The following is an 18,015-nucleotide window of genomic DNA, read 5'->3' on the forward strand; positions in this document are numbered from 1 at the left end:
ATGGCCGACAAGACTCCTTTCGAACCCGATGATTCGGCCGGCACCTCCGGCATGCGCCGCGGGCTGACCAGCTACGGCGACCAGGGCTTCTCGCTGTTCCTGCGCAAGGCGTTCATCAAGGGCGCGGGCTTCACCGACGCGGCCCTCGACCGCCCGGTGGTCGGCATCGCCGACACCGGCAGCGCCTACAACCCGTGCCACGGCAATGCACCGCAACTGATCGAGGCGGTCAAGCGCGGCGTGATGCTGGCGGGCGGCCTGCCGATGGCCTTTCCGACGATCTCGGTGCACGAAAGCTTCGCGGCACCGACCAGCATGTACCTGCGCAACCTGATGTCGATGGACACCGAGGAAATGGTGCGTGCGCAGCCGATGGACGCGGTGGTGCTGATCGGCGGCTGCGACAAGACCGTGCCGGCGCAATTGATGGGCGCCGCTTCGGCCGGCCTTCCGTCGATCCAGCTCATCACCGGCTCGATGCTGACGGGCAGCCACCGCGGCGAGCGCGTCGGCGCCTGCACCGACTGCCGCCGCTACTGGGGCAAATACCGCGCCGGCGAGATCGAAGCCGAGGAAACCGCCGACGTGAACAACCAGCTCGTGGCCAGTGTCGGCACCTGCTCGGTGATGGGCACGGCAAGCACCATGGCCTGCATCGCCGAAGCACTGGGCATGACGATGCCCGGCGGCGCCTCGCCACCAGCGGTGACGGCCGACCGCATCCGCATCGCCGAGCAGACCGGCGCGCAAGCCGTGCAAATGGCGCGCGACGGCCTGACCATCGACAAGGTGCTGACGCCCGCGGCCTTCGAGAACGCGATGCGCGTGCTGCTGGCCATCGGCGGCTCGACCAATGGCATCGTGCACCTGACCGCGATCGCGGGCCGCATGGGCCTCGAGACCGATCTGGCCGCGCTCGACCGCATGGGCCGCGACACGCCGGTGCTGCTCGACCTGAAGCCTTCCGGCCAGCACTACATGGAAGACTTCCACCATGCCGGCGGCATGGCGACGCTGCTGCGCGAGCTCAAGCCGCTGCTGCATCTGGACGCGATGACCGTGACCGGCCGCACGCTCGGCGAAGAACTCGAGCGCGCAGGCCCCGGCTTCCGCCAGCACGTGGTGCGCAGCATGGCCGATCCGATCTACCCGCAAGGCGGCATTGCGGTGCTGCGCGGCAACCTGGCGCCGGGCGGCGCGATCATCAAGCAGTCGGCCGCCGACCCGAAGCTCATGGAGCACGAGGGCCGCGCGGTGGTGTTCGAGAACATCGAAGATCTGGTGACCCGGATCGACCGCGACGACCTCGACGTGACGCCGCAAGACGTGCTGGTGCTCAAGAACATAGGCCCCAAGGGCGCACCGGGCATGCCCGAGGCCGGCTACATCCCGATCCCGCGCAAGCTGGCGCGCGCCGGCGTGAAAGACATCGTGCGCATCTCGGATGGCCGCATGAGCGGCACGGCCTTCGGCACCATCGTGCTGCACGTGACGCCGGAGTCCGCCATCGGCGGGCCGCTGGCGTACGTGCGCAGCGGCGACCGCATTCGGCTCAGCGTGGCGAATCGCGAGATCGCGCTGCTGGTGTCCGACGAAGAACTGGCACGCCGCGCTGAAGCGATGCCGGTGGTCGAGCCGAGCGCCGAGCGCGGCTACCTGAAGCTCTTTTTGCAGACCGTGACGCAGGCCGACCAGGGAGTGGACTTCGACTTTCTGCGCGCGCCGAAGTCAGCCGGCAAGGTACCGCGCTGAGCGCTCAGAGGCTGCGCCAGAAGTCGATCAGCAGTTCACCGAACTCGGCCGGCTGCTCGACCGCGCTCAGATGCGCGGCGTCGATGGTCACCAGCCGCGCGCCCGGAATGGCATCGGCGATGGCCTGCGACATCTCCATCGGCGTGGCTTCGTCCTGCACGCCGCCGATCACCAGCGTCGGCACGGTGATGCGGCGGTTGCTTTCGCGGAAATCGATCGCGGCCACCGCGTTGCAGCTCGCGATGTAGCCGTCCGCGTCGGTGGCCTCCAGCGTCTGTTGCAACGCCTCGGCAGCAGCCTCGCCTTCGAAGGTCGACACCCAGGCCGGCGTGAGCCAGCGCGAGACCGCGCCCTGCGCGATCGCGGCCACGCCCTGCGACGCGACCGTCTGCACGCGCGCACGCCACGGGGCCTGGTCGGGATAGTGCGACGACGAATTGGCAATCACCACGCTGCGCAGCAGCTCGGGCCGGCGCAGCGCCAGCGCCTGCGCCGTCATGCCGCCCATCGACAGGCCGACGAAGTGCACCGGCTCGCCGGCCGCCTCGCGCTCGATCAGCTCGGCGGCATCGTCGGCCAGCGTCACCATGTGCAGGGCGCCGGCGGCCCGCTCCGAGGCGCCGTGGTTGCGGTGGTCATAGCGCAGCACCGTGTGGGCGCGCGCCAGCTGCGCCGCCAGCGCGTCCCACATGTGCAGGTCGCAGCCGAGCGCGTGGCTCAGCACGACGATCGGGCCGTGTCCTTCGCGAACGACGTTGAGTTGGATGGTCATCGGGTTTCCTTGTTGGGGGATGCCGGCGCGGCCAGCAAGCCCTTCTCGCGCAGGATACCGGTCGCGATGCCGAAGGCGTGGTTGGCCACCGGCACGCCGCAGTAGATGGCGGCCATCATGATCACTTCCTTGATGTCCTCCGGCGTCAGGCGCGACTCGGGCGGCCCATCGAGCGCGGCGCGCACGTGCATCGCGAACTCCTCGTACGCGTGGATGCCGAGCATCATCGACAGCACCATGTAGCGGCGCGTCTTGTCGCCCAGCGCGGGCCGGCCCCAGATGTCGTTCCAGGCGTGGCGCGTGATCAGCGCCTGGAACTCGGCGTTGAAGTCATTGCGGTTGGCCAGCGACTTGTCGACCCACGCATCGCCCAGCACGCGGCGGCGGTTGACCATTCCGCTTTCGTAGGAGGTGGTGTCTTCGTTGCTCATCGGATGCCCTTCAATTGCGCGCGCAGCGCGTCGACCTGCGCCAGTGTCGCGCCCGCTGCATGCTGCGCCAGCGCCGGGTCGAACCACTCGTCGGCCGCCGCCTTGGGCAATTCGGCGCGCAGGGTGTCGATGTTGGCACGCATGCGCGCCACATCGATCGCAAGGCCGGGCAAGGCACCGGCCAGCGCGCGCGCGCTGCCGTGCGCCGACATCAGCAGTTGCGGCCATTCGGCCAACTCGGCCTGCCAGGCGCCGAGCGCGCGCTCGTGCTCCTGCGGCATCGCCGCCAGCAGGGCTGCCACGCGCTGCGGCGCGCGGTGCGCAGCCGCCAGTGCCACCATCGAGGCGACCGGGTTGCGCTTGTGAGGCATCGCCGATGAACCGCCGCGCCCCGGCTCGCTCGGTTCCGCGACCTCGCCCACTTCGTACTGGCCCATCAGCGCGATATCGGTCGCGATCTTGCCGAGGCTGCCGGCGAGGAGGCCGAATTCACAGCCGAGGCCGACCCACTCGTCGCGCTGCGTATGCCAGGTGGCACCGGCATCGCCGAGCACCAGCGCTTCGGCAACGCGCCGCCGAACGGCCGCGCCCTGCTCTTTCATTTGCGCCAGGGTGCCGACGGCGCCGCCCAATTGCACGTTGAGTGCGCGAGCCGCCGCGGCGCGCAGGCGGATGCGCGATCGCACCAGAGGCGCGGCCCAGCCAGCGCACTTGAATCCGAAGCTGGTGACCGAGGCTGGCTGCATCAGCGTGCGGGCCAGGATCGGCGTGGCCGCGTGCCGCGTTGCGTGCTGCAACAACGCCTGCACGGAGCGATCAAGATCCGCCTCGATCAGGGTGAGCGCCTCGCGCGTGACCAGCGCCATCGCGCTGTCGATCACGTCCTGGCTGGTGCTGCCGAAATGCACGAAAGGCACCGCGTCGGCGTTGAAAAGCCCGACCGCCTCCTTCAGCGCCTTGATCAGCGGAATGGCCACGCTGCCGGCACGCCCGCTTTCGCGCACGATCTTTGCCACGTCGAACAGTTCGACCTTGCAGGTGCCCACGATCGACTGCGCCGCGGCCTCCGGAATCAGTCCTTCTGCCGCCTGCGCTCGCGCCAACGCGGCCTCGAAGCGCAGCATGGCCGCGACGAAGTTGCCGTCGCTGAACGCGGCCAGGGTTTCGGAGGTGGAAAGAAAGCCTTCGAAGATGCTCATGGAAGCGAAGCTTACTTGCGAACCTTGGCCAGTTCGTCCTGCATCTCGGCCACCGTGGCGGCGATGGCCACGCCGTGCTTGTCGATCACCGGCTTGAGCTTTTCGCGCAGCTTGCCTTGCTCCGCGGCACTGAATTCGGTGACCTGCATGCCGGCTTTCTTCAGTTCGGCGAGCGTGCTGGCTGCGGCGTCGCGCGAGGTCTGGCGCTGGAACTTGGCTGCTTCAACCGCGGCGTCCTGCAGGACCTTCTTCTCGGCGCCGGAAAGCTGATCCCACACCTTCTTGCTGAAGATCAGGGACTGGGGGTTGTACTGGTGGTTGGTGATGGCCAGGTGCTTTTGCACCTCTGCAAACTTGTTAGACAGGATCACGTTGAGCGGGTTCTCCTGCCCGTCGATGGCTTTCTGCTCCAGCGCTGCATAGACCTCGGGGAAGGCCAGCGGCGTGGGGTTGGCGCCCAGCGCCTTGACCCAGTCGACGTTGATGGCATTGGGAATCACGCGCAGCTTGAGCCCGGCGATGTCCTCGACGGTGTTGATCGGCTTCTTGCTGTTGGTGATGTTGCGAAAGCCCAGCTCGAGGTATGCCAGCCCGACGATACCCTTGTCGGCCAGCTTGGCATGCAGCTTCTGGCCGAACGGGCCGTCGACCACGGCGTCTGCTTCCTTCGCGTTGGCGAACATGAAGGGGAAGTCATAGACCTCGAAATCCTTGACCTGCGAAGCCAGGATGCCCGAGTTCAGCGCCACGAGCTCGATGGTGCCGCCCTGCAGCGCCGACACGTTGGGCGCATCGCCACCCAGCGTGCCACCGGGAAAAACGTTGACCTTCATCTTGCCGCCGGATTTGGCGGCCACGAGTTCGGCGAACTTCTCGGCCCCGGTGGCCAGCGGATGGCCCTTCGGGTTTTGCAGCGCGTACTTGAAAGTGCGCTCCTTGATGTCTTGTGCCAGGGCAGCACCAAACGGCAGCGCGGCGACCAGGGAAGCCACGAGGGCGCGGCGAGCGAATGAAAAATGCATGGTTGTCTCCAAGTAAGTCAAACGGGAAAAAAAAGCAAACGGCAAACGCAGCCCCTTCGGGAAACACCGCGGAACCGGCTTTGCCGGGCCGCTGGTGTTGCGCGAAGACTGGGGGTGGGCGTCATTTCAGCCGCCGAACCATTTGGCCGGCACCGTGACGAGCTGCGGGAACAGCACCATCAGGAACATGATCGCGAACTCGGCGAGCATGAAAGGCAGCACACCCTTCGTGACCTCGTCCATCTTCATGCGCCCGACGCCCGCCACCACGTTGAGCACGGTGCCTACCGGTGGCGTGACCAGGCCGATCGAGTTGTTGATGATGAACAGCACGCCGAAGTACACCGGGTCAATGCCCGCCTGCTTGATCACCGGCATCAGCACAGGCGTCAGGATGAGGATGGTCGGCGTCATGTCCATCGCCGTGCCCACCAGCATGCACAGCACCATGATGGCGATCAGCAGCAGCGTCTGGTTGCCCATGAAGGGCTCGAGCAGCGTGATCACCTTGCTCGGCAGGTCGGCCACCGTGATGAGCCAGGCCGACACCAGGGCCGCAGCCACCAGGAACATGATGACCGCGGTGGTCTTGGCCGCACTCACGAACACCGCGTACAGCTGGCTGAGCTTGAGTTCGCGGTAGATCACCGTGGCCACGAAGAAGGCATACACCGCGGCCACCACGGCCGCCTCGGTCGGCGTGAACACGCCGAAGCGCAGGCCCACCAGGATGATCACCGGCAGCATCAGCGCCCAGGTCGCCTGGCGCAGCGCCTTCAGGATTTCGGCGGCAGACTTGCGCGGCGGCGGAACAAGCGTTTCCTTGCGCACCAGGTACATCCAGGTCAGCCACAACGCGGCGCCGATCAGGATGCCGGGAAAGATGCCGGCCAGAAACAGCTTGGAGATCGACACATTGGCGGCAACGCCGAAGATCACGAAGCCGATCGATGGCGGAATCACCGGGCCGATCACGCCCGAGGCGGCGATCAGCCCGCCTGCCTGCGCCTTGTTATGGCCGGCGGCCACCATCATCGGCAGCAGCAGCGCGGTGAGTGCCGCCGCATCGGCCACCGCCGAGCCCGACAGGGCCGACAGCAGGATGGCCGCCACGATGGTCACGTAGCCCAGGCCGCCCTTGACGTGGCCGACCAGCGCCAGCGCGAAATCGACGATGCGCCTGGACAGCCCGCCCACGTTCATGATCTCGCCGGCCAGCATGAAGAAGGGCACGGCCAGCAGCGGAAAGCTGTCGGCGCCGTTGATCACGTTCTGCGCCAGGATCTGCGCGTCGAACATGTCCAGATGCCACATCAGTGCGACGCCGGTGGCCAGCAACGCATAGGCGATTGGAATGCCCAGCGCCATCGCGCCGATCAGGGCGCCGAGGAAGATGGCGACGGTCATGACTTGCTCCCGGGGCGGGTATCGATGCCGGGAGGCGTCTGGGCGTTCTCACGCGCCAGCTGGGCCTGCAGTTCCTCGAGTTCGCCCGCTTCCTCGGATTCCTTGACCATCACCAGCTCGTCCTCTCGCAACTGGCCGGAGAGGTTGCGCCACAACTCGCGCAGCAGCAGCAGGCCGGCCGACACGGCGAATACCACGCCGGCGGAATAGAAGATCGCCACCGACGCGCCCGTGACCGGTGCCTCGACGTCGAAGTTGATCCTGGCCTGCGCCAGGCTGCCGGAAAAGATCAACCAGGTGATGTAGAGCATCAGGATCTGGCCCAGCACCAGGCAGATCTTCTTGCCCATCACGGGCAGGCGCGATACCAGCATGTCGCTGCCCAGGTGGGCGTGTTCCTTCAGGGCCACGATGGCGCCCAGGAACACCAGCCACACGAACAGCCAGCGCGAGACCTCCTCCGACATGGTGATGCCGGTGTTGAAGGCATAGCGCAACACCACGTTGCCGAACACCAGCACCACCATGGCGGCCAGCGCCAGTGCGATCAGGCCATCGAGCAGCTTGCAGTAGCCATCGACCAGCTTGTTCATGACTGTCTCCCTTGTTCTTTCGTTGATGAATCGGTTGCTGTCGCGTCAGGCGACGCTGTCGGAGTGGTAACGCAGCGGCGCGCGGATCTCGCCGGCCATGGCTTCGGGATAGATCAGCTCGCGCAGGAAGGTCGCGTCCTTGCGCACGCCTGCAGCGGCCGCCGCATATCCGAAGTAGTCGAGGTAATAGGGCATCTGCTGGATCAGCATCTCGAAGCCCGGCTGCGCGCACAGCCCGCGCGCTCGCGCAGCCTGTACCAGCGGCGTCGGCTGGCCGCGCAGCAGGACGTCGAACAGGGCCGCATGGCTGGCCATGCGCCCCACGTCGCAGGCCAGCGCATCGCCGGGCGCCAGGCCCAGCTGGGTGGCATTGATCACCACGTCGTAGCCGGCCGGATCGTTCGAGCCGACGGCCACCACGGTGGCGTCGAAGAAGGCGTCGAGCTGCGCGGCGAGTCCGGCCGCCTTGCCGGCCATCGGGTCGTAGAAGGCGATGTGCTCGGCGCCGTCGACCGTGCCGCCGTCCGCCAGGGCCACGCCGATGGCTGCGCCGGTGACCCCGGCGCCCAAGAGCAGCACGCGCTTGCCGCGAAACGGAATGTTGAAGTAGTCGAGCGCACCGGCAAAGCCTTCGCCATCGAACAGATCGCCTTCGAGTTCACCTTCGGCAGTTCGGCGCACGACGTTGACCGACCCGGCCACCCGGCCGAACAGGCCGCAGCCGTCGAGCAGGCCGACGACCAGCGGCTTGTGCGGCGGCGCGATCACCATGCCCTTGAGGTTCCTGGCGAGAAAGCTCGCCTTGAAGAACACCGCCAGATCGCGCGCTGCCACGCGCGTCGGCGCCAGCACCGCGTTGATGCCGTAGCGCTCGAACACCGCGTTGAACATGCGCGGCACGCGCACGTTCGCCACCGGATCGCCAGGGATCAGGTAGAGGTCGGTGTTGCCGTCGATGGGTTGCATGTCTCGCTCCGGGGGTTCGACAATCGCGCTTCTGACGCGGCGATGCGTGCGCGGACTGTAGTGGGCAAATCAGAAAGCCGGTGGAGGGTCAATCCTGATTTCGATCGATGATCGATCGATGCAAAATGATAAGCGAACGTTTTCGGGGTTTACCTGAAGGAGCTTATGGAGAGAGATGACAGCAGTCCGCCGCCCGGCCTCGAAAAGCGCGACTGGATCGCGGGCCTGGAGCGCGGCATCGGCGTGATCGAGGCGTTCGACGATGCCAATCCACGCCTGACCGCCAGCCAGGCCGGCCAGCGCACCGGCATGACGCGAACCGCGGCCCGGCGCTACCTGCTGACGCTGCAGCACATGGGCTATGTGGCGAGCGACGGCAAGCTGTTCTGGCTCACGCCGCGCGTGCTGCGGCTCGGGCAGTCGTACCTCGAATCAGCGCGCCTGCCGCGCATCGTGCAGCCCTTCCTGCAACGCGTTGCCGCCGGCACGCACGAGATCGTCTACCTCAGCGTGATGGACGGCGACGAGGTGGTCTACATCGCACGCAACGGACCGAACCGGAGCATGAGCACCGGTTACGTGCTCGGCGCGCGCGTGCCGGCGCAGGTGACGGCTGCCGGCATGCTGATGCTCGCCCTGCGCAGCGATGCCGAGTTGGCCACCTGGCTCGAAACGCACGAACTGAGCGTGTTCACCTCGCACACCATTGCAAGCAAGGATCGGATGCGACTGGAACTGGCGCGCATCCGGACGCAGGGCTGGTCGATTTCGGAGCAGCAGCTCGACCTGAATTCGCGCGGCATCGCGGTGCCACTGCGAGACCGCCGGGGCGACCTGGTCGGCGCGCTCAACATCACGATGCCGATGGGGCACGAGAGCAGCGAGGACGCTGTCAAGCGGGTGTTGCCGGTGCTGCGCGAAACGGCGCAGGCGATGCGCAACCTGATCTGACGCCGGCGCTGCGCCCTACTGCGCAAGCCCCTGGAGATAAGGCTCCGGGTCGACCGCTGTGCCCATCTTGCGGATCTCGAAATGCAGCTTCACCTGATCGCTGCCGCTGCGGCCCATCTCCGCGATCTGCTGGCCTTCGCGCACCATCTCGTTTTCCTTGACGATCACCTTGTCGAGGTGGGCATAGGCGGTGATGAACGTGTCGCCGTGCTTGAGCACGACCATCGTGCCGTAGGCAGGCAGCGCGCTGCTCACCACCACCACGCGGCCTTCGCGCGATGCGAACACCGGGTCGCCCAGATTGCCGCGGATGTCGATGCCCGGATTGAGACGGCCATCGAACCGCGCGATCAGCGCGCCCTGCGCGGGTCGCGCAAAACTGGCGCCGGGCACCCGGGCTGGCGGCCCCGACGGGCGCGCCGGCACGACGATGGCCGGCTCGACCGCCGCGGCACGCGGTGGCGGCAAGGGAGCAATCGGGGGCAGCGGTACGGACGCGCTGCAAGCCGCCAACCCCGCGACGACGGCCAAGCCCAACATCCGGGCGGAAAAAAACATCCAGCTACTCCTCGAAGAAAACCTCACTGCGCTCGAACTGCATTGCGGCTTGCATCATAGGCCCCGAGAGCCACCGGGAGGGCGGCGCGACCGGACCCGCTGCCGGCGGCTCAGGCCGCCTTCAGGAACACGTCGTGGTCGGGCGCGAAACTGGCGTGCAGCGGCAGCATGGCGCCGCCCAGTGCGCTGGCCCGGGCGCCGGCCTTGCCGCCATGCAGTTGGGGGCGCCACAAGCCCTCCCAGTTGCAGCGCTCGAGCGCCACGCGGGTCTGCGCCAGCAGTGCATCGAGCAGCGCGCGCGACATCGACCCGTCCATCACCACATGGCCCAGGTCGAGCACGGCGGTGCCGCTGGCGATGGCGTGCGCCAGGGCTGGTGCGGCACGGGTCAGCCAGGCTTGCGTGGCGGACGCGAAAGGCGGCTGCAGGGCCCGCTCGTCGTAGGCTGCCGTCGCATCCAGCCCCGCGCTGCGATAGCCCTGCTCCAGCTCCCACAGCGAAGCCTCGCTGATCAGCTGGGTGCCGGCCTCGCCTGCGCGCGCCGGCTGCAGGGGCAGCGAGGCCAACGCGCCCGCATTGCCATGCACGCCGGTGTGCAGGTGCGAGTTGACCACCAGGCCACCGCCCACGAAGGTGTCGACGAAGATGTAGAGAAAGCTCTTGAGGTCGTGCCCGCGGCCGCTCACCAGTTCGGCCACGCAGGCGGCCGCGGTGTCACGCGCAAAGCTCACCGGCAGGTCGGTGCGCGCCTGGATCTCGGCGCCGAGGTCCATCTTGTTCCACAGCTCGGACTGCGCCTGCGACACGCCCAGCATGCGATGCCACCCCCCCAACTGGAACGGTGCCGCCAGGCCGACGCCGGCGGTGCGGCTCGCGAGCGGCCCCAGCCCGTCGCGCAGTTGCTGGATATGCCGCGCCACGGCCGGCAACAGCTTCCTGGCATCGGGAAAGGCGTAGCTCAGCGCGTGCTGCTCGCGCACACGCGCGGCGAAGTCGATCAGCAGCCACTCGCAGCCGCGCCGCCCGATCTTGATGCCGATGGCAAAGGCCCCGTCGGGGTTGAGCGCCAGCGGCACCGAGGGTTGGCCGATGCGCCCGCGAACCCGGCTCTGCTTGACGACCAGCTGGTCTTCCTCCAGCCGCGCCGTGATGAGGCCGATGGTTTGCGCGCTCAGCCCCGTCAGCCGCGCGAGGTCGGCCTTGGGCAGGCTGCCATGAACGCGCAGCGCCTGCAGCACCACGCGTTCGTTGAACTGGCGCATGCCGACCTGGTTGGAGCCGCGCGGCCGCAACAGGTCGGGCGCGCCTACCGTGTCGGGCATGCTCAGGCAAGAGCCTCTGGCGGCAATTGCTCGGGCAGCATGGCGCCGGTCATGACCGCCACCGTGTCGCTCATGCTGATGTTGCGCGGGTTGAGCACCGCCGCACGCTTGCCCAGCCGCGCCACGTGAATGCGGTCGGCAACTTCGAACACGTGCGGCATGTTGTGGCTGATGAGCACCACAGGCAGCCCCTTGTCGCGCACCCGACGGATCAGCTCCAGCACCATGTTGCCTTCCTTGACGCCGAGCGCTGCGGTCGGCTCGTCTAGGATGACCACATGCTCGGCAAAGGCCGCGGCGCGCGCTACCGCCACGCACTGGCGCTGGCCGCCCGACAGCGTTTCGACTGCCTGCGTCATCGAGCGGATGCCGACTTTCAGGTCGTTCATGCGCGCGACGCTCAGCTCCAGCATTCTTTTCTTGTCGAGCATGCGCAGCACATTGCCGAGGAAGCCTTCGCGCCGGATTTCGCGGCCGAGGAACAGGTTCTCGGCAATCGTCATGGCCGGGGCCACTGCGAGATCCTGGTAGACCGTCTCGATGCCGACGCGGCGGGCATCGATCGGGCCCTTGAAGTGGATGACCTGGCCATCCAGCACGATCTGGCCTTCGTCCGGCACCGTGGCCCCCGACAGGCACTTGATCAGCGAGGACTTGCCGGCACCGTTGTCGCCGATCACCGCCAGGATCTCGCCGGCGCGCAGTTCGAAGTCGGCGCCGTCGAGTGCGGTGACCTGGCCGTAGCGCTTCACCAGGCCCTTGGCCTGCATCACGATTCGAGGAGCGGACATCAGCGGCCTCCCCGACGTGAAAGCTGGTCGACCGTGACCGCCACGATCACCAGGATGCCGGTGATCAGCACCTGGTAGACCGACGACACGCCCATCAGCGTCAGGCCGTTGCGCAGCACGCCGACCACGACCGCACCGACCAGCGTGCCCAGGATCAAGCCGCGGCCGCCGAACAGGCTGGTGCCGCCGAGCACGACCGCGGTGATGGCGTCCAGGTTCTCGGTTTGCCCGGCATTCGGGTCACCGACACCGGTGCGCGCCACCGACAGCAGCGAGGCGATGCCGTAGAACACGCCGGCCAGCACGTAGACGCCGAGCAGCACGCGCTCGGGCGGGATGCCGACCAGGCGCGTCGCTTCGGGGTTGTTGCCGACGGCATAGACGTGGCGCCCGGCGCCGGTCTCGCGCAGCCAGAACCAGACACCCAGGTACAGCAGGATCATCAGCACCGTGCCATAGGCCATGTTGGCGCCGCCGATCGGAAACGTACTGCCCAGCCAGGTCATCATCGGCGGCACCTCGGTCACGGTCTGCGCACCCGAATAGAGCTGCGTGATGGCGAAGGCGATGTTGAAGGTGCCCAGCGTCACGATGAACGGCGGCAGCTTGATGCGCGTGACCAGCAGGCCGTTGACCAGCCCGAACAGCGCCGTGACGGCGATGCCCGCCAGGATGGCCAGCGGTGCCGGCACGCCGGAGTCCGCGGCCAGCTTGGTCATGACGATGCTGCCGAGCGCCATGATCATTCCGCACGACAGGTCGATGCCGGCCGTGAGGATGATCAGGGTCTGGCCGATGGCGATCACGCCCACCACCATCACCTGTTGAAGAATCAGCGAGAAGTTCTCCGCGCTGAAGAACCGGTCGGTCGTCACACCGAACACCACGCATGCGATGAGCAGCGCGATGAAGGGCCCGAGCTGACCGAGCGGCGGGAGTTTCTGTTTCCAGTTTTCCACAGTGATGGCGTGCCGGTCAGCCGCTTACTTCTTGCCCCAGCACAACTCGGTGCCGACCTTGGTGTCCTTGCTGTCGATGCCGGTGACCGACTTGCCAGCGATCAGCGTGACGCCGGTGTCGGTGTAGCCGCTGACCTTCTTGCCGGTCTTGGCGTACTCGATGCCCGCGGCCACGCCCATAGCGGCCATCTTCAGCGGGTACTGCTGCGAGGTGGCGGCGATCTTGCCACCGACCACGTCCTTGATGCCGTCGCAGCCGCCGTCGACCGACACGATCATCACGCCCTTGTCCTTGCCGGACTTCTGCAGCGCGTTGAAGGCGCCGGCAGCGGCCGGTTCGTTGATGGTGTAGACGAGGTTGATGTCGGGATTCTTCTGCAGGCAGTTTTCCATCGCGGTCTGGCCCTTGGCGCGATCGCCGAAGCTGTCGGCCATGCAGACCACTTCGGCCGGCTTGGCCAGTTCGTTGTTCTTCGCGTCGTTGCTGGCAAGGCCGAAGCCCTTCAGAAAACCGTTGTGGCGCTGAGCGCCGACCGGGTGGCCGGGGAACAGGTCCAGCGTCGCGATCTTGACGGGCTTGCCCGCCATCGCCGCCTTGGCGTACTCGCCGATCAGCACGCCGGCCTTGTAGTTGTCGGTGGCGAACAGCGCGTCGGTGGCTTCCTGCGGGTCGGTCGGGCTGTCGAGCGCAATCACCATCACGCCCTTTTCCTGGGCCTTCTTGATCGCCGGAATGATGGCCTTGGAGTCGCTCGGCGTGATCAGGATGGTCTTGGCACCGGCAGCGATCATGTTTTCCATCGCCGCCACCTGGCCGGCGTTGTCGCCGTCGGCCTTGCCGGCGCCGCTGAGCAGCTTCGCGCCCTTGGCCTTGGCCTCGGCCGTCGCGCCCTCCTTCATCTTCACGAAGAACGGATTGGTTTCGGTTTTGGTGATGAGGCCGATCACCGGCTCGCCGGCCGCGAAGGCCGACGGTGCGGCCATCGACGCGGCCAGTGACAGGGTGGCCAGGGCCAGGGTGGAACGCTTGCTGAACATTGTTTGTCTCCAGTGGGCAGGCGGATCGCCTGCGATGCTTGAAAAAAAGAACTGCGCCGCTCGGCGAGGTCTTTGCAACGGGGGGCGAGGCAACTATAGTTGCGGTCGACTAACTAAATCAAGTTGTTATAGTTAGTAATAACCCGAAGGAGACGCAGGATGTTCGTGGTCTGTGGCGAGGCTTTGATGGACGTTTACATGGGCGAGTCCACGCCCGTCGGCATGCTGCTCGATGCGCGCATCGGCGGCTCGCCGCTGAACGTGGCGCAGGGGCTGGCCCGCCTGGAAAGGCCGGTGGCCTTCCTCTGCGGCCTGTCGACCGACGCACTGGGCGAGCGACTGGTCGCCTCGTTGCAGGCCGAGCGCGTCGACACCTCGCTGCTGTTGCGCAGCGACGCGCCGAGCACGCTCAGCGTGGTGAGCGTCGATGCGGGCGGCGTGCCGCGCTATGCCTTCCACGGCAACGGCGCGGCCGACCGGCAGCTCACGCCCGCCAACCTGCCGGCACTGCCGCCGGCGACGCGCGTGCTGCAGTTCGGCTCCTATGCACTGGCGGTGGAGCCGGTCGGCACCACGCTGCGCGCCCTCGCCGCGCGCGAGCGCGAACGCTGCCTGATCGCCTACGACCCCAACGTTCGCCTGAACGTGGAGCCGGATCTCGCGCACTGGCGCGAAGTGGTCGAGTTGATGGCCTCGCTCGCGCACCTGGTGAAGGTGAGCGACGAGGATCTGGGCCTGCTCTACCCCGCCGAAACGCCCGAGCAGGTTGCGGCCCGCTGGCTGGCCGGCGGCACGGCGCTGGTGGCGGTCACGCGCGGCAGCAAGGGCTCGAGCGCGTGGACCGCCGCCGCACAGGCCGATGCGCCGGCGCAGCCGGTGCAGGTGATTGACACCGTAGGCGCCGGCGACACCTTCCAGGCCGCCCTGCTGACCTGGCTGGACGAGCACGATGCGCTGACGCCCGCCGCCCTGGCCGCGTTCGATGTCCGACAGCTGGAAGCGCTGCTGCGCTTCGCCACCCAGGCCGCCGCCATCACCTGCTCGCGCCGCGGTGCCGACATGCCCAGGCGCGCCGAACTGCCGCGCTGAGTTGCGCGCCCGCGAACGCTAGCGCCGGCCCCAGCCGAACGGCGGTTGTCCCCGCCAGTAGCGCAGCGTGAGCCAGCCGCCGGCGATGCCGCCCAGGTGCGCGAAATGCGCGACGCCGTTCAGGCTGCCGGTGACACCAAGCCCCAGTTCGACCAGGCCGTAGAGCAGCACGAAGAGCCAGGCCGGCATCGGGATCGGCGGAATGAGGGGCACGATCTTGCGGTGGGGAAACAGCATCGCGAAGCCGAGCAGCAAGCCGAACAGGCCGCCCGAGGCGCCGATGGTCGGCACCATGCTGCCGCTCAAGGCGGCCACGCCAAGCTGCGCCAGCGCCGCGCACAGCACGCTCACGAAGTAGAAAACCAGCAAACGCCGCGCGCCCCAGACGCGCTCGAGTTCGGCACCGAACATGTAAAGGCCGAACATGTTGAACACCAGGTGCGAGAGCCCGCCATGCAGGAACGAATAGCTCAGCAGTTGCCAGGGCAGGAACTCGCCGGAGCCGATCGGCCAGAGCGCGAAGGCATCGAGCCCGACCGCGGTCTGGGCAAAGTACACGATCACGCAGGACAGGATCAGGGCCTGGGTGGCAGGCGGCATGCGAAACATCGGGATTCCGTTCTCGGGTCAGGGGGTGTGGCGCCGTCGCGGCGCCAGCGTGCGACTCATGTCGCGTCTCAGGGTTCCGTGCCTGGCTGCATGCGCTCCAGGCGCTCCGCGCGCTCGATGCGCCCGAGCCGCCACGCGCAGCCGGTGGCCAGCAGGCACAGCAGTGCGGCCACGCCGAACATGATGCCAAAGCCGAAACGGCTGGCGATCGCACCGCCGAGCAGCACGCCCACGACGCCGCCGATGCCGTAGCCGACCACGGTGAACAGCGCCTGCCCGCGGCCGCGCAGGCGCCCCGGAAAGTAGCGCGTCACCAGTGCGATGCAGGTGGTGTGGTGCGCGGCAAAGCTCAGTGCATGCAGTGCCTGCGCCAGCAGGATCGCCCAAAGCCACTGCCCGGCCGCACCGGTGATGGCCATGCGCGCCACTCCGACCGCACCGCACACCAGCAGCCAGCGTGCCATCGGCAAGCGCGCGATGAAGCGGCCCTGGCCGAAGAACCAGACCACTTCGGCCAACACCGAGACGGCCCAGAGAAAGCCGATCATGCCCTTGCTGTAGCCGAGCGAGTCGAGGTAGAGCGACAGGAAGCCATAGACCGCGAAATGCGCCGTGACGTGCAGGCAGAGCGCCGCCAGAAACCAGCGCACCGCCGGCTGCCGCAGCACCGGGCCCACCGGCACCCGCTGCTGGTGCGCAGCGGCCGGTGGCTCGCGCACGTCGGGCAGACGCCACGCCGCGAACAGCACCAGCGCCAGCGTGGCGCCGGCCCACATCGGAAAGTGGCGCATGCCGAAGCGCTCGAACCACTCGCCCGCGACGAACACGGTCACCAGAAAGCCGGCCGAGCCCCAGAGGCGGATGCGGCCGTAGCGGCCCCAGTCGCCGGCCACCAGGTGGGCCATGGCGGCTTCGGTGAGCCCCATCATCGAACTGGTGTGGGTGAACAGCACCAGCAGAACAAGCGCGATCCACCATGCGCCGCCCTGAAACCAGAGCCCGAACGACGCCGCGAGCGCGATGGCCGCGCTGATGCGCAGCAGCCGCACGCGCTCGCCGGTGTGGTCGGACAACGCGCCCCACGCGTACGGCGCGAACACGCGCGTGAGCGACTGCACCGCCGCCAGCAGGCTGATCGTGAAGATCGGCAGGCCCTGGTCCTTGAGCCAGAGCGGCAGGTACGGGTTGAAGAACCCGATGTGCGCGAAGTAGCTGGCCGAGAGCGCCGCAAAGGCGAGCAGATGGCCGCGGCCACCGGGCGCAGGCGCGCCCCCGCTCACAGAAACGAGGACTGCGGGCCCTCGGCCTCGCTCGAAGTGCCGGCATCCGCGCCGCCGGCCGACGCACGGCGACGCTCCTGCGCATGCACGTCGCCGTTCTGCGCGCGGTTGCGCAGTGCATGCTCCATCACCACCAGCGCGAGCATGGCCTCGGCAATGGGCGTCGCGCGGATGCCGACGCACGGGTCGTGGCGACCCTTGGTGACCACTTCGACCGGCTGGTTGTGAACGTCGATCGACTGGCGCGGGCTGATGATCGAGCTGGTCGGCTTGATCGCGATGCTCACTTCGAGATCCTGTCCCGACGTGATTCCGCCGAGCGTGCCACCCGAATTGTTGGTGGTGAAGCCCTGTGGCGTGATCGAGTCGCCGTGCGTGGTGCCGCGCTGCGTGACGCTGGCAAAGCCGGCGCCGATCTCGACGCCCTTCACCGCGTTGATGCCCATCAACGCGTAGGCGATGTCGGAATCCATCTTGTCGAACAGCGGCTCGCCAAGACCGATGGGCACCTTCGATGCAGTCACGCGGATGCGCGCACCGCACGAGTCGCCGGCCTTGCGCAAGGCGTCCATGTAGGCCTCGAGCGCGCCCACGTCGGCCATCGGTGCGAAGAACGGATTGTTCGGCACATGCTTCCAGCTCTCGAACGGAATCACGATCTCGCCGATCTGCGCCATGCAGCCGCGAAACACGGTGCCGTACTTCTCGAACAGCCACTTCTTGGCGACCGCGCCGGCCGCCACCATGGGCGCCGTGAGCCGCGCCGACGAGCGCCCGCCGCCGCGCGGGTCGCGAATGCCGTATTTCTTCCAGTAGGTGAAGTCGGCATGGCCGGGGCGAAACTGCTGGGCAATCTGGCCGTAGTCCTTGCTGCGCTGGTCGGTGTTCTGGATCAGCAGCGCAATCGGCGTACCGGTGGTCTTGCCTTCGTAGACGCCGCTGAGGATCTGCACCGCATCCGGCTCGTTGCGCTGCGTCACGTGCCGGCTGGTGCCGGGACGGCGCCGGTCCAGGTCGCCCTGGATGTCGGCTTCGGTCAACGCCATGCCGGGCGGACAACCGTCGATCACGCAACCGATCGCAGGGCCATGGGATTCACCAAAGTTGGTGACTGCGAAAAGGGTGCCGAAGGTGTTGCCGCTCATGGGGCGGAATTATCTCCCGGAGCTTGTACCGAATCCGACCGGCCGTGGCCGAACGGCGTATGGACAGTCGCCGCGACGCTGAATAACGTTGCACCCAGTCGAATTCCCGGCCCGCCCGCACAAAGGTCTTC

Annotated in this window: 18 protein-coding genes; 3 read left to right on the plus strand and 15 right to left on the minus strand. The window is 67.5% G+C overall.

The genetic code is table 11. The features are described 5' to 3' along the window. Positions 1-1,752: an IlvD/Edd family dehydratase gene (locus QTI05_RS21765; RefSeq protein ID WP_286620875.1), complete on the plus strand. Its 1,752-nt coding sequence runs from the start codon at positions 1-3 to the stop codon at positions 1,750-1,752. A 4-nt stretch (positions 1,753-1,756) separates the two neighbouring features. On the opposite strand, the gene QTI05_RS21770 is transcribed toward QTI05_RS21765, so the two are convergent. From QTI05_RS21770 to QTI05_RS21800, 7 genes are all read right to left on the minus strand, one after another. Continuing rightward, positions 1,757-2,524, minus strand: coding sequence for an alpha/beta fold hydrolase (locus QTI05_RS21770; protein WP_286620877.1), 768 nt, complete (start codon positions 2,522-2,524; stop codon positions 1,757-1,759). Continuing rightward, positions 2,521-2,955, minus strand: a complete 435-nt coding sequence (locus QTI05_RS21775) for a carboxymuconolactone decarboxylase family protein (protein ID WP_286545157.1) — start codon at positions 2,953-2,955, stop codon at positions 2,521-2,523. Before QTI05_RS21775 ends, QTI05_RS21770 begins: the two co-directional genes overlap by 4 nt. Then, positions 2,952-4,154, minus strand: a complete 1,203-nt coding sequence (gene pcaB / locus QTI05_RS21780) for a 3-carboxy-cis,cis-muconate cycloisomerase (protein ID WP_286620878.1) — start codon at positions 4,152-4,154, stop codon at positions 2,952-2,954. The genes QTI05_RS21775 and pcaB overlap by 4 nt, the downstream gene beginning before the upstream one ends. 11 nt (positions 4,155-4,165) lie before the next feature. Continuing rightward, a complete protein-coding gene (locus QTI05_RS21785; RefSeq protein WP_286545159.1) occupies positions 4,166-5,176 on the minus strand; it encodes a TRAP transporter substrate-binding protein in 1,011 nt (336 codons plus the stop codon). Between the two features lie 126 nt (positions 5,177-5,302). Continuing rightward, on the minus strand, positions 5,303-6,583 hold the full coding sequence (locus QTI05_RS21790) for a TRAP transporter large permease subunit (protein ID WP_286545161.1): 1,281 nt from the start codon (positions 6,581-6,583) through the stop codon (positions 5,303-5,305). Next, positions 6,580-7,176: a TRAP transporter small permease gene (locus QTI05_RS21795; RefSeq protein ID WP_286620880.1), complete on the minus strand. Its 597-nt coding sequence runs from the start codon at positions 7,174-7,176 to the stop codon at positions 6,580-6,582. Before QTI05_RS21795 ends, QTI05_RS21790 begins: the two co-directional genes overlap by 4 nt. A 45-nt stretch (positions 7,177-7,221) precedes the next feature. Beyond that, positions 7,222-8,142 (minus strand): shikimate dehydrogenase family protein, encoded by a 921-nt coding sequence (locus tag QTI05_RS21800; RefSeq protein WP_286545164.1) that lies wholly within the window; start codon positions 8,140-8,142, stop codon positions 7,222-7,224. A 165-nt stretch (positions 8,143-8,307) separates the two neighbouring features. Here QTI05_RS21800 and QTI05_RS21805 point away from each other — a divergent pair, with 165 nt between their 5' ends. Next, entirely contained in the window at positions 8,308-9,093 is a 786-nt protein-coding gene (locus QTI05_RS21805) for an IclR family transcriptional regulator domain-containing protein (RefSeq protein ID WP_286545166.1), read from the plus strand. 15 nt (positions 9,094-9,108) lie between these two features. On the opposite strand, the gene QTI05_RS21810 is transcribed toward QTI05_RS21805, so the two are convergent. The 5 genes from QTI05_RS21810 to QTI05_RS21830 form a co-directional block, all read right to left on the minus strand. Beyond that, a complete protein-coding gene (locus tag QTI05_RS21810) occupies positions 9,109-9,651 on the minus strand; it encodes a murein hydrolase activator EnvC family protein (RefSeq protein WP_286657849.1) in 543 nt (180 codons plus the stop codon). A gap of 110 nt (positions 9,652-9,761) precedes the next feature. Beyond that, entirely contained in the window at positions 9,762-10,973 is a 1,212-nt protein-coding gene (locus QTI05_RS21815; RefSeq protein ID WP_286620882.1) for an ROK family transcriptional regulator, read from the minus strand. A gap of 2 nt (positions 10,974-10,975) precedes the next feature. Beyond that, the gene (locus tag QTI05_RS21820; protein WP_286545172.1) at positions 10,976-11,764 is read right to left on the minus strand and encodes an ATP-binding cassette domain-containing protein; all 789 of its coding nucleotides are present in this window, start codon (positions 11,762-11,764) and stop codon (positions 10,976-10,978) included. Further along, on the minus strand, positions 11,764-12,723 hold the full coding sequence (locus QTI05_RS21825; RefSeq protein WP_286545174.1) for an ABC transporter permease: 960 nt from the start codon (positions 12,721-12,723) through the stop codon (positions 11,764-11,766). The genes QTI05_RS21820 and QTI05_RS21825 overlap by 1 nt, the downstream gene beginning before the upstream one ends. 24 nt (positions 12,724-12,747) lie before the next feature. Next, complete coding sequence (locus QTI05_RS21830; protein WP_286545176.1) at positions 12,748-13,761, minus strand: sugar ABC transporter substrate-binding protein; 1,014 nt, start codon at positions 13,759-13,761, stop codon at positions 12,748-12,750. Between the two features lie 159 nt (positions 13,762-13,920). Between QTI05_RS21830 and QTI05_RS21835 the strand changes: the two genes are divergently transcribed. Beyond that, positions 13,921-14,850, plus strand: coding sequence for a carbohydrate kinase family protein (locus QTI05_RS21835; protein WP_286620883.1), 930 nt, complete (start codon positions 13,921-13,923; stop codon positions 14,848-14,850). An 18-nt stretch (positions 14,851-14,868) separates the two neighbouring features. Here the strand turns inward: QTI05_RS21835 and QTI05_RS21840 are convergent, their stop codons facing one another. From QTI05_RS21840 to aroC, 3 genes are all read right to left on the minus strand, one after another. Further along, positions 14,869-15,450, minus strand: a complete 582-nt coding sequence (locus QTI05_RS21840; RefSeq protein ID WP_444812945.1) for a rhomboid family intramembrane serine protease — start codon at positions 15,448-15,450, stop codon at positions 14,869-14,871. A gap of 77 nt (positions 15,451-15,527) precedes the next feature. Then, a complete protein-coding gene (locus QTI05_RS21845; protein ID WP_286545181.1) occupies positions 15,528-16,739 on the minus strand; it encodes an MFS transporter in 1,212 nt (403 codons plus the stop codon). After that, positions 16,736-17,884, minus strand: coding sequence for a chorismate synthase (aroC, locus tag QTI05_RS21850; RefSeq protein WP_286620885.1), 1,149 nt, complete (start codon positions 17,882-17,884; stop codon positions 16,736-16,738). Before aroC ends, QTI05_RS21845 begins: the two co-directional genes overlap by 4 nt. Between the last annotated feature and the right edge of the window lie 131 nt (positions 17,885-18,015).

The sequence above is a fragment of the Variovorax fucosicus genome (assembly GCF_030316825.1).
In the GTDB taxonomy this organism is placed as follows: Bacteria; Pseudomonadota; Gammaproteobacteria; order Burkholderiales; family Burkholderiaceae_C; genus Variovorax; species Variovorax fucosicus.

What these genes read in the sequence shown, in the direction of transcription:
- QTI05_RS21775 (WP_286545157.1), bottom strand. Translation starts at nt 2,955, where the DNA reads ATGAGCAACGAAGACACCACCTCCTACGAAAGCGGAATGGTCAACCGC.
- QTI05_RS21800 (WP_286545164.1), bottom strand. Translation starts at nt 8,142, where the DNA reads ATGCAACCCATCGACGGCAACACCGACCTCTACCTGATCCCTGGCGAT.
- aroC (WP_286620885.1), bottom strand. Translation starts at nt 17,884, where the DNA reads ATGAGCGGCAACACCTTCGGCACCCTTTTCGCAGTCACCAACTTTGGT.
- pcaB (WP_286620878.1), bottom strand. Translation starts at nt 4,154, where the DNA reads ATGAGCATCTTCGAAGGCTTTCTTTCCACCTCCGAAACCCTGGCCGCG.
- QTI05_RS21790 (WP_286545161.1), bottom strand. Translation starts at nt 6,583, where the DNA reads ATGACCGTCGCCATCTTCCTCGGCGCCCTGATCGGCGCGATGGCGCTG.
- QTI05_RS21795 (WP_286620880.1), bottom strand. Translation starts at nt 7,176, where the DNA reads ATGAACAAGCTGGTCGATGGCTACTGCAAGCTGCTCGATGGCCTGATC.
- QTI05_RS21785 (WP_286545159.1), bottom strand. Translation starts at nt 5,176, where the DNA reads ATGCATTTTTCATTCGCTCGCCGCGCCCTCGTGGCTTCCCTGGTCGCC.
- QTI05_RS21835 (WP_286620883.1), top strand. Translation starts at nt 13,921, where the DNA reads ATGTTCGTGGTCTGTGGCGAGGCTTTGATGGACGTTTACATGGGCGAG.
- QTI05_RS21820 (WP_286545172.1), bottom strand. Translation starts at nt 11,764, where the DNA reads ATGTCCGCTCCTCGAATCGTGATGCAGGCCAAGGGCCTGGTGAAGCGC.
- QTI05_RS21840 (WP_444812945.1), bottom strand. Translation starts at nt 15,450, where the DNA reads ATGCCGCCTGCCACCCAGGCCCTGATCCTGTCCTGCGTGATCGTGTAC.
- QTI05_RS21815 (WP_286620882.1), bottom strand. Translation starts at nt 10,973, where the DNA reads ATGCCCGACACGGTAGGCGCGCCCGACCTGTTGCGGCCGCGCGGCTCC.
- QTI05_RS21770 (WP_286620877.1), bottom strand. Translation starts at nt 2,524, where the DNA reads ATGACCATCCAACTCAACGTCGTTCGCGAAGGACACGGCCCGATCGTC.
- QTI05_RS21765 (WP_286620875.1), top strand. Translation starts at nt 1, where the DNA reads ATGGCCGACAAGACTCCTTTCGAACCCGATGATTCGGCCGGCACCTCC.
- QTI05_RS21810 (WP_286657849.1), bottom strand. Translation starts at nt 9,651, where the DNA reads ATGTTTTTTTCCGCCCGGATGTTGGGCTTGGCCGTCGTCGCGGGGTTG.
- QTI05_RS21805 (WP_286545166.1), top strand. Translation starts at nt 8,308, where the DNA reads ATGGAGAGAGATGACAGCAGTCCGCCGCCCGGCCTCGAAAAGCGCGAC.
- QTI05_RS21830 (WP_286545176.1), bottom strand. Translation starts at nt 13,761, where the DNA reads ATGTTCAGCAAGCGTTCCACCCTGGCCCTGGCCACCCTGTCACTGGCC.